The sequence below is a fragment of the Acaryochloris marina MBIC11017 genome, from assembly GCF_000018105.1.
Taxonomy (GTDB): domain Bacteria; phylum Cyanobacteriota; class Cyanobacteriia; order Thermosynechococcales; family Thermosynechococcaceae; genus Acaryochloris; species Acaryochloris marina.
Genome location: NC_009925.1, coordinates 3,951,540 through 3,965,302, shown reverse-complemented (window position 1 = coordinate 3,965,302; position 13,763 = coordinate 3,951,540). Strand labels below are relative to the sequence as shown.

The window sequence follows — 13,763 nt, the reverse complement described above, 5'->3', positions numbered from 1 at the left end:
GCGGGTGATTTATGCCAGTGACAACGACTTCAAGGTATTGAAATGACTTATTTTTCTAGAATTCTCTTCACATCTTCTCTCTGCTTAACAGCCACCCTGGCCCAGGTTGCTACCCCCTTAGCGGCCTCTGCCGACCCAAGTTTATCGACCCCCGGCATCCCTGCTGTCCCCACGGTTTCAGAAGGAGAAAACGCCACTTCCCCCCAAATCAAACCGGGTATTTCACCCGATCAACCCGTAAAACCCAGAATTCGCTATGAATGCAAAAATGAAGCGGATAAATTATCGACTGTTGCCCATACTGAGCGCGGCATGATTGAGCTGATTGTGTGGGAAAGCAACTTTTTTGGTACTACTTGGACCCCGGCAAAAAGATGTGAAACTGTAACCCAACGATTTCAGCAATTCTCTGACCAGCGACTACTCAAATTTGTCTCGACGGGAAGTATGAATAACTACCAAGTTATTTGTATCTCTGAGCAAGCAGGACAATGCCTGGATCAAGGATTATTAATTACCCTAGAGCCGAAAGATAAACCCACACGGGTATTGCGCCAACTGTTCAACTATCGCACCAGTATTCGCCGAGGCGGTCCCAAAAAAGAGGTCATTGACTTTGAGCGTTTATTAAACGAAAGAACGCCGGTCGCTGAACCTGAAAGCGCTATCGGCGGCACAGCAGACACTCCAATCAGCCCTAATCCTGGCTTAGATAATTAATCTTCGCTCTGTATTAACGGACGTTTTCTTCTAAAGATTTAAGCCTTGTAGCGGTCAGTCTTTTAGGCCTAAATTATCAATTTTTTTCCAGAGAGTATGTTTCTTTTTACTCTCTGGATTTTTTATGGTGCAGTATCCAGTTGAGGGCAATTCATCCACCTGATAGATATTGATATTTTCTGAATATCAGCTTCAATAGCTTGACAGTATGATTCAATCTAGGGTGACTAATTTCCTGAGTCTGTACAAGAGGACTGTTATCTATTGCGCTTATTTGTGGATAAATTTATGCCGTTAAAGCCATACGCTATTTGCCAGCTAAGTCTCCTCTCGATTTCTGTTTGTCTCTCCTTTCCGAGCCCAGTCAGATCAACAGAACTTTCTCTGAAAAATACATACCCTTTTAGCCAGCAAGATTTAACCCTACAAGAGAGCCTGAGGGGACAAACCGTCGCCCCTACTGCTCCTCTCGACGTTGTGCTGGCCCAAGAATCCACAGCAGCCCTGCCAACGGCATTACAGTCGCCTCTGCCTTTTGCCCTTGACACTTCTGCCTCCCCACCAGACGCTCCAGCTGCGGGTTCCGACACGGCTGCTTCCCCTGAATTAACGTTTCCCTTGACAACAGAGGTAACGGAGACACCAAGCGAGCCTCTGCCAAACCATTCATCCTTTTCTACAGGTGAGTTTTACCCCACGCGTCTACCCACCCCCCAAACGGTCCCACCCTTATTAACCCTGGACCAAATTGCTCAGGTGCCAGACGGACCCAACCCAGACGAATCGGCAGGTCGTCGGCCTAGTATTCGCACCCAACCCTCTACTCCCGATGAAGCCCCATTAGATCTACGAGAAGAGTTGCTCACCCCTAAGGTTATATACAGTCCCAGCACGACGATTCTAACGCCGTCAGCCTATGGCAAATCTTGGCGGCAAGCTTCAGTGGGCTTTGGCTTTCAGCATCGTACTCGATTTACCAATAGTGCCGATGGAGCGATTGGTGTGGGCATTGGCTTAGGGGATGCCCGCAAGTATGTGGGGCTAGATGTGGGCCTCACCCTCACAGATTTAGATAATTTTGATCGAGGCATTATTAGCTTTAAGCTGCATCGACGACTACCTGATTTATTTGCCGTCGCCGTGGGCGTCAATGATGCCATTAGCTGGGGTCCCGGAGATATTGATGGTCCCAGCCCCTATGGGGTCGTATCCAAAACATTTATTTTCAAAGAAAATACCAAAGACCTGTTTAGCCGCATGTACGTCTCCGCCGGGTTAGGAACAGGACGCTATCGCACCGAGAATAATGTGTTTACCGATGATGATACCCCTGGCGTTTTTGGCAGTGTCGCCCTGCGCATTGCTGATCCAGTGAATGCGATCGCAGAATGGTCTGGTCAAGATCTATCCTTGGGCTTTTCTCTACGACCATTTCGCGAAATTCCGCTGATCATTACCCCAGCCATCACGGATGTAACGGGTACCGCCGGAGACGGGGTGCGCTTTATTTTTGGCGTCGGTTACGCCATTACGTTTTAGAGCATTCCGTTGATTGACCTGATCGATAGCCCACTTTGATAGAAAAATCTCTTGTGACCATGACCCAACTATTTAAAACCCCTTTTCGCCTCATTAATTTAGGGTTGCTGACGGTGGCAATGACCTTAAGCGTTGCTGGGCGGAGTATGGCCCAAACTCCGCTAGATCCGCCGATTACACCAGGTACACCAGGCACCCCAGGCACGCCTCCCACCAGTCAATCCGATGTGAACATGACGGGTCAATCAGACGCCAACACCGACGTCAATCCCGGGTTTGAAGATCCGCCTGCAGATACTCCTTTTATCAACGGTGCCCCCACGGAAATCGCCAGGATTGAAAGCAGCTTTGCAGGGGTTTACGCTTCTAAGTTTGGCCCCTTCTATGGCGAGGCTGCGTCTGCAGAGGTGATTTCCCAGGAGTTAAAAAAACTGGCTAAAGCCACGGGTACCAATCCAGCTTTGCTCTACGTCCTGAAAACGGGAGAGGGACTACAGCTAGTCTTGGTTACGGCGAACCTCAATGACTCTGAGCTGAGCCGCATTGATCAAGCCATCCAAGTGGCTTCCAGCCGACCGATCCAGCTGGGACAGGCGGCTCCGTCTACAGACGACCTCAATAATCCCAACGTAACCTTTATAAAAGTGCCGGAGGCCACCCTAGATCAAGTCTCCAAGGTCTCTAAAGACTTTCGACAGCAGATCAGTGACCCGATTGATTTCAAGTCTAAAAGCTATTTGGAGTCTGCCCAACAGCTCTATCAATGGATGGTTCAGCCTCTAGCTGCCGAGTTAGAAAAGAAAAAGATTGACACCATCATCTTCTCCATGGATGCAGGGTTGCGATCGCTCCCCCTTGCCGCCCTTCACGACGGTCAGCAGTTTTTGGTGGAGCAATATAATCTGGCTTTAATTCCCAGCTTTAGCCTGACAGATACCCGCTTCGCCCCTATCCAAGGTAAGCAGGTCCTGGGCATGGGCATTACCCAGGAAGTAGAAGGCCAATCTCCCTTACCCTCTGTGGCCGTGGAAATTCCTGCCCTCACTGAAAATATTTGGCAAGGATCAGCCTATCTCGATCCAGATGTCACCCTAGACAATCTCAAGAAGTTCACCCAGCAACAGCAGTTCGACATTATCCACTTGGCGACCCATGCTGAGTTCAACCCTGGCAAGATCGATAAGTCGTTTATCCAGCTTTGGGACGGCAAGCTGACCCTGAAAGACTTGCGCGAGGTTGCGACCCAATCCAAATGGAGTGGCACACCTACCGTAGAACTGCTAGTTCTTAGTGCCTGTCAAACCGCTCTGGGTAATACGGATGCAGAGCTGGGCTTTACAGGCTTAGCAATTCAATCTGGGGTTAAGTCGGCATTAGGAAGTCTGTGGTTTGTCAGCGATGAAGGGACCCTAGGGCTGATGACGGGATTTTATCAGAACTTGAAAACGGCTCCGATCAAGTCCGCGGCCCTGCGACAGGCCCAAATCGCCATGTTGCAGGGACAAGTTCGCGTCACCGATGATGCCCAATTGGTCTTGGCAGATGGCTCACAAATCGCCCTACCCGCTATTTTCGCGGAACGGGGGGAAGTGGAGTTTACCCATCCCTACTATTGGTCTTCCTTTACGATGGTGGGCAACTGGAATTGATCTAAATCAAAGAGAAGTATCATTCCGTTAGCCTAAATCATTCCCTTTAGGATTCCTCCAAAATTAAGGGCAGAGGATGAAAAGGGCCGAATTTGATATGCTCTTGAACGAATTGAGGGAAGGTTTACAGGGTAGATCATATGCTCAAGCGTGTTGCAAAACTAGGACTAGCGGTTGGCTCAGCCGTTTGGCTGTCCGTTCATGTCCATCCCAAGCCTGCTAGAGGTGCCGAACGCATTTTTGCCTCGTTTCTCTCCTTTGAGCAATCGGTCTCAGTTGAGTCTTTAGAAACCTTCGCTGAAACAGGACGCATCACGGGAGATTTTATTCCCTATGCTCGCTATATCAGTCCTGAGCAACGCCCCTTCCTCCAAAATGCACTACAGCAACAGCTAGCCATTTCTCCCGGTGCCGTATCGCAATTTCTCTATTCAGATATTGGCGAGTTAATGGTGCGTCGCATCGCCAAAGTCATTCGGCCCAAATCCAATCAAGGTGGGTTTTATGCTCTTAGAGGCGCACTCATTGTTGCGGCGGCTGATCCAGAGGGACTTACGGTTCTGAACTTTTTAAAGCACTATCCTATCCAAGGTCTGAAGATAGATCTGGATGAAGGGTTAGCCATTTTCTCTCAAATACGTGGCTTAATTCGACAAACGAATACCTTGATTGAGACATTGGAGAAGCAGACCCCTGCTCGTCCCACGGGTAACCCAACCGGAGCTGCCTTAACTCAGCCGGGACAATTTTCCTGGCAACAAACGACCCTCACGTTATCAGATCAAAGTCCCACACGGCAGAACCTAACCGGGCAGTCCCGTCAGTTCCCCATTGATCTCTATCTACCGCAAACCGCCAGTCCCCAGCCCAAACCGATTGTTGTGATTTCTCATGGCCTGAACTCCAATCGCGACTCTTATGGCTATTTAGCCGAACATCTCGCGTCTTATGGATTTGTGGTGGTCATGCCAGAACATATCGGCAGCAATACCAACCAGCTCCAAGCCCTGATGCTAGGGCGAGTGAAAGAGGTCACCCAACCAACAGAATTTCTAGATCGCCCCTTAGATGTGCAGTTTATATTGGATGAGCTGGAAAGGTTATCAACCTCTGATCCAATGCTTCAAGGGCAGTTAAATCTAGACCAGGTTGGCGTGATTGGCCAGTCTTTTGGCGGATATACAGCACTAGCCTTAGCAGGGGCAACGATCAATTTTGAGCAGCTCCAGCAAGATTGTGGGTCACGGCTCAAAGACACGATCAATATCTCCTTAATACTCCAGTGCCAAGTGATCAAGCTACCTCAACAACGATATGAGCTAGCAGATCCTCGGATTAAAGGGGCAATCGCCATCAATCCAGTCACGAGTAGCGTGTTGGGTGAGACGCTTAGCCAAATCCAAACGCCAGTTATGTTTGTATCCGGCAGTGCCGACAAGGTGTCACCATCACTCCTAGAACAGGCCACTCCGTTTACATGGCTAACCGCGACAGATAAATATTTTGTCTTGATGAAGGGAGGCACCCATTTTTCCACCATTGATGCCGATCAGCCCAATGACTCACCACCTGAGTTCCAAGGACTTGCAGGTCCCTCTCCTGCTGCGGCTAAAGCATACCTATCCGCGTTGAGTGTCGCTTTTATGAAACGGCATATTACAGCGGATAGGACATACCAAATCTATTTATCGCCTGAGTTCGTTGCGACTTTGAGAAACGGGAAACTCCAGCTCAACTTATCTAAGACGCTCTCTACAAATGAGATCTTAAATCCAGGGTAGTCACAATCCTTGCCAATGCGCACTTTCTCGAGAAAACGTCAAATCTATAGACGAAAAGTTGAAGCATCGTTGAGATCTCGTTGATAATGTCTGAATGACTTGTTGATGTTCTCTGCTGTATTGGCTAGAAATTGTGACAGAACCCGGACGCTATAAAAAGACCGTAAATCTCCCCAAAACCAAGTTTGATATGCGCGCCAATGCGGTGAAGCGCGAACCTGAACTACAAAAGTTTTGGGCTGACCACCAGATTTACGAGAACCTGTCCCAGAATAATCCTGGAGATGTGTTTGTACTCCATGATGGGCCACCCTATGCCAACGGCGATCTACACATTGGTCATGCCCTCAACAAGATTCTCAAAGATACCATCAATAAATTCCAGCTCTTACAGGGTCGCAAAGTTCGCTATGTGCCAGGTTGGGACTGCCATGGCTTACCCATTGAGCTAAAGGTGCTGCAAAATATCCAACCTGAGAATCGGGCCAAGCTGACGCCACTGAAATTGCGGTGGAAGGCTCGGGACTTTGCTCTAAAAACTGTTGAGAAGCAGAGCAAGAGCTTCCAGCGGTATGGGGTTTGGGGAAATTGGGAAAACCCGTACCTCACACTAAAGCCAGAGTATGAAGCCGCTCAGATTGGTGTCTTCGGCAAAATGGCTCTTAAAGGATATATCTATCGCGGATTTAAGCCCGTCTATTGGAGTCCCAGTTCACAAACAGCCTTAGCCGAAGCCGAGCTGGAATATCCAGAAGGTCATACCTCTCGCAGTATCTATGTCACGTTTAAGGTGACTGGGTTGTCGGAAACTGCTCAGCCTTTACTCGATGAGTATTTACCCACCCTAAAGGTTGCAATCTGGACGACGACGCCTTGGACGATTCCAGGAAATTTAGCGGTTAGTTTAAATCCTGACCTTACCTATGCAGTGGTGAAGGCAGGCGAAGATTATCTGATTGTGGCGGAAGACTTGGTGGAGACCTTGACGGAAACCTTGGAGTCCTCCTTTAAAGTAATCAAGACCCTCCCTGGTAAAGCCCTAGAAAATTCCACCTACCAGCACCCACTGTTTGAGCGAGAAGGTCCCTTGGTCTTAGGCGACTATGTGACCACAGAATCAGGAACGGGACTGGTGCATACCGCACCGGGTCATGGTCAAGAGGACTATCAAGTAGGGCAGCAGTATGGTTTAGCGATGCTGTCTCCAGTGGATGGTGATGGCACGTTTACCGATGAAGCAGGTCCTTTTGCTGGGTTGAATGTCTTAAATGGTGGTAATGAAGCGGTAATTGAGGCATTGCAGTCGGCAGGTGCTTTGTTAAAAGAAGAAAGCTATGCCCACAAATATCCTTACGATTGGCGGACCAAAAAGCCAGTGATCTTGCGGGCGACGGAGCAGTGGTTTGCCTCTGTAGATGGGTTTAGAGAGGCGGTATTGGATGCGATCGCAACCGTAAACTGGATTCCCGCCCAAGGAGAAAACCGGATCACATCTATGGTGTCGGAGCGATCGGACTGGTGTATCTCCCGCCAGCGCAATTGGGGTGTACCCATTCCAGTGTTCTATAACGATGCCACGGGAGAGCCTCTCCTAAATGAAGCCACGGTTAATCATATCCAAGGGATTGTAGCGGAGAAGGGCTCTGATGCCTGGTGGGAACTCGACAACGACGAACTCTTGCCCGAACCCTATCGCAGCGATGGCAATACCTATCGCAAAGGTACCGATACCATGGATGTCTGGTTCGATTCTGGATCCTCCTGGGCGGCGGTCTGCGATCAGCGGGAGCCGTTGAAGTATCCAGCGGAGATGTACCTAGAAGGGTCGGATCAGCATCGGGGTTGGTTCCAGTCCAGTATCCTCACCAGCGTGGCCACCAACGGCCATGCCCCCTACAAAACTGTTCTAACCCACGGCTTTGTCCTGGATGAGCAGGGTCGCAAGATGAGTAAATCCATCGGTAATGTGGTGGATCCGGCCATCGTTATTGCAGGGGGCAAAAACCAAAAGCAAGATCCGCCTTATGGAGCTGATGTCCTGCGCCTCTGGGTGTCTTCCGTGGATTATGCCTCCGACGTGCCTTTGGGCAAAAATATCCTCAAGCAAATGGCGGATGTCTACCGTAAGATCCGCAATACCTCTCGGTTTTTGCTAGGTAACCTCCATGACTTTGACCCAGCTCAAGATGCGGTGGCCTACGAAGACTTACCCCAGCTCGATCGCTATATGCTGCATCGGATCACGGAAGTATTTACCGACGTGACAGAAGCTTTTGAAAGCTTCCAGTTCTTCCGCTTCTTCCAGACGGTGCAGAATTTCTGTGTAGTCGATCTGTCCAACTTCTACCTCGATATTGCTAAAGATCGTCTCTATATCAGTGAGCCGAATGCCCAGCGACGGCGAAGTTGTCAGACGGTTTTAGCCATTGCCCTAGAAAATCTAGCTCGCGCCATTGCTCCGGTGCTTTCCCATATGGCAGAGGACATCTGGCAGTCCTTGCCCTATGAAACAGAGCATCAATCGGTGTTTGCCTCCGGGTGGATGCGATTAGAAGATCAGTGGCATAATCCTGACCTGGCTAGCCACTGGATTGTGCTGCGAGAGATTCGCCAAGAGGTGAATAAGGTGCTGGAGCAGGCTCGGACAGAAAAAGAGATCGGTTCGTCTTTGGAGGCGAAGGTATTGCTGTATGTGAGTGATACGGACTTGCGTCAACAGCTAGACGCCATGAATCCTTCTACTGGTGGGGGTTCAAATAATGTGGATGAGTTACGATACCTATTTTTGGCTTCCCAGGTGGAATTGCTGGAGACACCTAAAAATTTAGATCGATTAATGTATCAGTTTCAGTCTGAAACCTTGGGTGTGGGTGTTGTTACGGCGGATGGCAAGAAATGCGATCGCTGCTGGAATTACTCCACCTATGTCGGTAGGTCTAAACAGCATCCCTTGCTATGCGATCGCTGCGAACCCATCATCGAGAACTTAGTCACCCAAGGCCAAATCAGTCTGACTGAAGAAGGTAGGTACCAACCGAATACAAAATAACGCCTGGTTTGGGCTATGCCTATTGACCCATAACATCAACGGTTTGGATTGCCAGAACTAAAGTTTCGGCATAGTCCGAACTCTGATTGGCTTATGAGTTCAGCATCTGGTCGTTATCGTAAATGCCCTGTGACGCATCCTTGGCTGCAGAGCTACCAGGGATCAGATTGTTAAAACTCCATAGCAGTCTGGTCTTGAGAGTGGGTAAAGCCAAGATAAACCATCTAAATTTAGAGCCGCATCTTTAAATATTCTTTTCAGAAAGCTTGCTCTTTGGCATTCCGTAACTGCATGATAAAGCAAGATGACTAACAATAAATATTCAAATTATTGATATCAATTCATTTTTTACTTTTTTCAAAATGTTTTCTTCAAACCACAAGTTGTCTTCATTTTTACTATCCCTTTATTCTTTACCCATACTGTTCTTATTTGCGATCGCATTCGCCAGTCTAAAACTTGATATCCCCATCACGACCTTTACTCGTGATCCAGCAGTCATTGGTAACATTAACCCCCTTGCCGGCATCGCATCGCATCTTGGAGTTCTTGTCCTCACTGCATCTGGTGCAATATGTATATTTAGCTGGGCTACATTGCAACCCATTCGCAGCACTAGGACATTTTCCCTGTTTTTACTAGGCTTAGGTATTTTTAGCTTACTGCTCGGGCTAGATGATTTATTTATGCTCCATGAATCAATCTATCCAAGACTGTTCAGAGTAAGCGAGAATGTTATTCTCCTGATTTACGGCTTGCTTGCAATCGGTGGAATCGTAAAATATTGGAAAACCATCTTACAAACGGACTATTTTATTTTTGGGGTTGCCCTTATTTTTTTTGCACTGTCACTCATAGTGGATGCGTTTCCAGAACTGATTGAGGCAATGATTGGGCAATGGCGAATCCTGTTCGAAGACGGCTTCAAACTACTGGGTATTATCGGCTGGTTTGGCTATTCCTGGAGATGCTCAATACAAGCACTGAAAAAGATACAGACTCTTTAGTCGGTTGTGGAATCATACCCTTCCTAGATATTCAGCGCTGCTTAAAACGTTAACAATGGCTAATTCCTTCTTGACGAGCGGCTTGTTCCACTGCCGAAGCAACTGCTGTGGCGACGCGCTCATCAAACACAGACGGAATAATGTGATCGTGGTGGAGTTCGTCGCTTCCTACCAGTGCTGCGATCGCATAAGCAGCTTGTAGGTGCATTGTCGTTGTAATCGCGGCAGCACGGCAGTTCAGGGCACCGCGAAAAATTCCAGGAAACGCCAAGACGTTATTAATTTGGTTGGGGTAATCACTCCGTCCTGTCGCAATCACAGCCACATCACTTTGAATCAGCTCAGGTTGAATTTCAGGAATCGGGTTGGCCATGGCAAACACAATCCGATCCGATGCCATCGTCTTGACCATCTCAGGGGTTAACACGCCAGGGGCGCTGACACCCAGAAATACATCTGCGTCTTTGAGGGCATCGGCTAAGGTACCTGACTGTTCCACGGCAAAGGACCGCTTCGTTTCGTTTAAATCCGTGCGATCTCGGCTGATCAGTCCGTTGCGATCGCACAATCGAATCGTTTTCACACCTGCCTTTTGTAATAACCGGGCAATGGCAACCCCCGCAGCCCCAGCCCCATTAATTACAATGGCAATCTCTTCAAAGGCTTTATCCACCAGTTTCAGAGCATTGATTAACGCCGCTAACACCACAATTGCCGTTCCATGCTGATCATCATGGAAGACGGGAATATCCAGTTCTCGACGCAACCGTTCTTCCACTTCAAAGCAACGAGGCGCACTAATGTCCTCCAGGTTGACGCCACCAAAAACGGGAGCCATCCGCTTTACCGTTTCCACAATCTCATCCACATCTTGAGTGGCTAGACAGACAGGAAAGGCATTAATCTTGCCAAATTCTTGAAAAAGTAGGGCCTTACCTTCCATGACAGGTAAAGCTGCTTCTGGACCAATATTTCCGAGACCCAACACCGCACTACCATCGGTCACCACCGCTACGGTATTACTTTTAATGGTGTAGCGATACACCTGATCTTTTTCTTGGGCAATGGCGGTACAAATCCGTCCCACACCAGGGGTATAGGCCATGGACAAATCATCTTGGCTATGAAGGGGCAGCTTACTTTGAACCGTAATTTTTCCGCCTCGGTGACAATCAAAGGTGCGATCGGATATATCCAGTAACGTAATCTGTGGCAATGCTCTTAAAGCATCAACAATGGTACCTGCATGCTCTGTACTGGAAGCATTGACCGTAATCTCGCGAGTCAGTGAGGTATGGGTCCGTTCTAAAAGATCGATATGTCCTAGACTGCCACCCGCATCACCAATTGCCTGCAAGACTTGAGCCAGCATTCCCGTTTGGTTGGGCAACTTAACCCGAATCGTGAGGCTAAAGCTAGAGTTGGGGGTCAGTTGAACCATGATGATATCTACCGTACGTCAGATTTATTGCAAGCTACCGCTCCCAATTGTAACGGCATATAACGACCATGATGATGGTTCTCTCCCATTCCTAGAAGAGACTAGAACACAATCCAGACAACATCACAGCATCTGCATAAGACCCAACTTCTTTTTTCTTCTGCCAACCATAATATTTGAGTCATTCGAAGAAAAATATTTTTAATTTTCAAGCATCTATTCCAGGCAATAGAAGATGTAAATGAATATCAAGATTTACCTAGCTCAAAACACAAGCAATCTAGAGCTAAACCTTATTTTGAAAGACTTTCAGGGTTTGCAAAGACTAGTAACTAATTGAACATAAGTCTTTGCAATTCGCATAAGGTCCTGCGCCATATCTGATGATTCTAGTAGCCCCAAACATTTTTAAAGTTCTATTAGAATAACGTCTCAAATAGGAGTGAATATGACGCCACAATATGAATATCGATACGATGCCCTGAAAGACGTTTCCCCTGAATTGAAATATCCAATGGCCAAGGAGGTGTTTCCAGCAGACCAATCTTTGACAAAATGGCCCTGGACTCGAGACCTCGTTTCCGTTGTACTCAGAATTATTGCCAATCAGGCCATGCAGGATATATCCGTCCGCCGAGGATCAGCCTGTCGTCTGATTACGTTTATCCGCTTGTATCGAATTCTAGAAAATCCCCTCTATCAGTCAGGTCTGGAGCGGGTTTTCAATGCTATCAATAATCTCGTACGGGGTCTCTCCAATATTTTTGGCAACAGAGCCCAGTCTCAAAATATCAAGCATGATGTAAAGGACGAGCAACATCCTGAAAAAGTCTCCGCCCGCATTTCCGCCATAGCCAAGGATATCCAAGAAACGGCTGAGTCGAGAGAGGCAAGAGAGCAAACTTCTTTAGCTGACTATCGCGATCTCTTTCAGATCATTTACTTACCGGACATTAGCAACCATTTCCTAGAAGATCGTGCCTTTGCCGCTCAACGGGTTGCCGGAGCCAACCCCCTCGTGATTAACCGCATTTCTGAACTCCCAGACCATTTCCAAGTCACTGACCAACAGTTTAAAGCTGTGATGGGAGATAGTGAGTCCCTCCAAGCAGCTTTGAATGATGGCCGAGTCTATCTGGCAGACTATCAAATTCTAGAAGAAATTGATGCGGGTACTGTTGAGGTAAAGGATCGCGAAATTCCAAAGTATAGATATGCGCCGTTGGCCTTATTTGCGATCGCATCCGGAAATTGTCCCGGTCGCCTCCTCCAACCGATTGCCATTCAATGCCACCAAGAAGCAGGCAGCCCGATATTTACACCACCCAGTCTAGAAGCCGATAAAGAGGAGCGGCTCGCTTGGCGCATGGCCAAGACCGTCGTTCAAATCGCCGATGGTAACTACCATGAATTGATTTCTCATTTAGGGCGGACTCATCTCTGGATTGAGCCCATTGCTTTAGGCACTTACCGACGCCTAGGAACAGAGCATCCACTGGGTAAATTGCTCCTCCCCCACTTCGAAGGCACCTTATTTATCAACAATGCGGCAGCCAATAGCTTAATTGCTCCAGGTGGCACCGTAGACAAAATCTTATTTGGCACCTTAAAGTCATCTGTTCAGCTCAGCGTCAAAGGCGCTAAGGGTTACCCCTTTTCTTTCAATGACTCCATGCTCCCCCAAACCTTTGCATCGCGAGGCGTGGACGACCTACAAAAGCTACCGGACTACCCGTATCGAGATGATGCATTACTGATTTGGCACGCCATTCACGATTGGGTTGAGGCCTATCTTCAGATCTACTACAAAGATGATGATGCAGTCCTCAAGGATGACATCCTCCAGGATTGGTTAGCCGAGCTACGAGCTGAAGATGGAGGCCAGATGACTGAAATCGGTGAATCAACTCCAGAAGAACCCGAGCCTAAAATTCGCACCTTGGATTACCTCATTAATGCGACAACGCTCATTATTTTTACCTGCAGTGCCCAACATGCATCTGTCAACTTCCCTCAAGCATCATTGATGACGTTCGTCCCCAATATGCCCCTAGCAGGGTTCAATGAAGGTCCGACGGCAGAGAAAGCCAGTGAAGCAGATTATTTCTCTTTACTACCACCCCTGAGTTTGGCCGAACAACAGTTGGATCTAGGGTATACCTTGGGTTCGGTCTACTATACTCAGCTCGGATATTACAAAGCCAATGATGTGGATTTAGATGATATTAACGACCATACCTACTTCAAGGACCTCCAAGTTAAACAGGCCCTCCGAGACTTCCAACAAAGATTAGAAGAAATTGAGTTGATCATTCAAGACCGGAACGAAACCCGACCCACTTATTACGACATCTTGCTCCCATCCAAGATTCCCCAAAGTACCAACATTTAAGGTAGATCACCTGAGTTCAGGTTAAGTACATTTTTTGAAATCCTTATACAGACATATAAAGCCGTCAACTCATATAAAAAATAAGGGTTTCAGCTTATCCCGAACTCAGGTTTAATCACTCTATTCCAGAATCGAATTTGATCATGGAATATAAGGATTAGGCCATGCCAAAATCAGCGATCAAA

At 47.9% G+C, this 13,763-nt stretch carries 8 protein-coding genes; 7 read left to right on the top strand and 1 reads right to left on the bottom strand.

Annotated features, from left to right (window positions below; translation table 11 throughout):
* The first annotated feature begins 42 nt into the window (after nucleotides 1–42).
* From AM1_RS17735 to AM1_RS17710, 6 genes are all read left to right on the top strand, one after another.
* Entirely contained in the window at nucleotides 43–720 is a 678-nt protein-coding gene (locus AM1_RS17735; RefSeq protein ID WP_010472156.1) for a COP23 domain-containing protein, read from the top strand.
* Nucleotides 721–1,008: 288 nt separating this feature from the next.
* Nucleotides 1,009–2,259 carry a hypothetical protein gene (locus tag AM1_RS17730; RefSeq protein WP_238549005.1) on the top strand — a complete coding sequence of 417 codons (1,251 nt, stop codon included), beginning with the start codon at nucleotides 1,009–1,011 and terminating at the stop codon, nucleotides 2,257–2,259.
* 59 nt (nucleotides 2,260–2,318) lie between these two features.
* Nucleotides 2,319–3,908, top strand: a complete 1,590-nt coding sequence (locus AM1_RS17725; RefSeq protein WP_041659933.1) for a CHAT domain-containing protein — start codon at nucleotides 2,319–2,321, stop codon at nucleotides 3,906–3,908.
* A 140-nt stretch (nucleotides 3,909–4,048) separates the two neighbouring features.
* Nucleotides 4,049–5,689: an alpha/beta hydrolase gene (locus AM1_RS17720; RefSeq protein ID WP_012164257.1), complete on the top strand. Its 1,641-nt coding sequence runs from the start codon at nucleotides 4,049–4,051 to the stop codon at nucleotides 5,687–5,689.
* 133 nt (nucleotides 5,690–5,822) lie between these two features.
* On the top strand, nucleotides 5,823–8,738 hold the full coding sequence (ileS, locus tag AM1_RS17715; RefSeq protein ID WP_012164256.1) for an isoleucine--tRNA ligase: 2,916 nt from the start codon (nucleotides 5,823–5,825) through the stop codon (nucleotides 8,736–8,738).
* A 362-nt stretch (nucleotides 8,739–9,100) separates the two neighbouring features.
* A complete protein-coding gene (locus AM1_RS17710; RefSeq protein WP_012164254.1) occupies nucleotides 9,101–9,745 on the top strand; it encodes a hypothetical protein in 645 nt (214 codons plus the stop codon).
* 49 nt (nucleotides 9,746–9,794) lie between these two features.
* On the opposite strand, the gene AM1_RS17705 is transcribed toward AM1_RS17710, so the two are convergent.
* Complete coding sequence (locus AM1_RS17705) at nucleotides 9,795–11,186, bottom strand: NAD-dependent malic enzyme (RefSeq protein WP_012164253.1); 1,392 nt, start codon at nucleotides 11,184–11,186, stop codon at nucleotides 9,795–9,797.
* Between the two features lie 448 nt (nucleotides 11,187–11,634).
* Here AM1_RS17705 and AM1_RS17700 point away from each other — a divergent pair, with 448 nt between their 5' ends.
* A complete protein-coding gene (locus tag AM1_RS17700) occupies nucleotides 11,635–13,578 on the top strand; it encodes a lipoxygenase family protein (protein ID WP_012164252.1) in 1,944 nt (647 codons plus the stop codon).
* Nucleotides 13,579–13,763: the final 185 nt, after the last annotated feature.

Bases quoted from the DNA above. Each gene is read 5' to 3' on its own strand.
- AM1_RS17735 (WP_010472156.1), top strand. From the start codon at position 43: ATGACTTATTTTTCTAGAATTCTCTTCACATCTTCTCTCTGCTTAACA.
- AM1_RS17730 (WP_238549005.1), top strand. From the start codon at position 1,009: ATGCCGTTAAAGCCATACGCTATTTGCCAGCTAAGTCTCCTCTCGATT.
- AM1_RS17725 (WP_041659933.1), top strand. From the start codon at position 2,319: ATGACCCAACTATTTAAAACCCCTTTTCGCCTCATTAATTTAGGGTTG.
- AM1_RS17720 (WP_012164257.1), top strand. From the start codon at position 4,049: ATGCTCAAGCGTGTTGCAAAACTAGGACTAGCGGTTGGCTCAGCCGTT.
- AM1_RS17710 (WP_012164254.1), top strand. From the start codon at position 9,101: ATGTTTTCTTCAAACCACAAGTTGTCTTCATTTTTACTATCCCTTTAT.
- AM1_RS17705 (WP_012164253.1), bottom strand. From the start codon at position 11,186: ATGGTTCAACTGACCCCCAACTCTAGCTTTAGCCTCACGATTCGGGTT.
- AM1_RS17700 (WP_012164252.1), top strand. From the start codon at position 11,635: ATGACGCCACAATATGAATATCGATACGATGCCCTGAAAGACGTTTCC.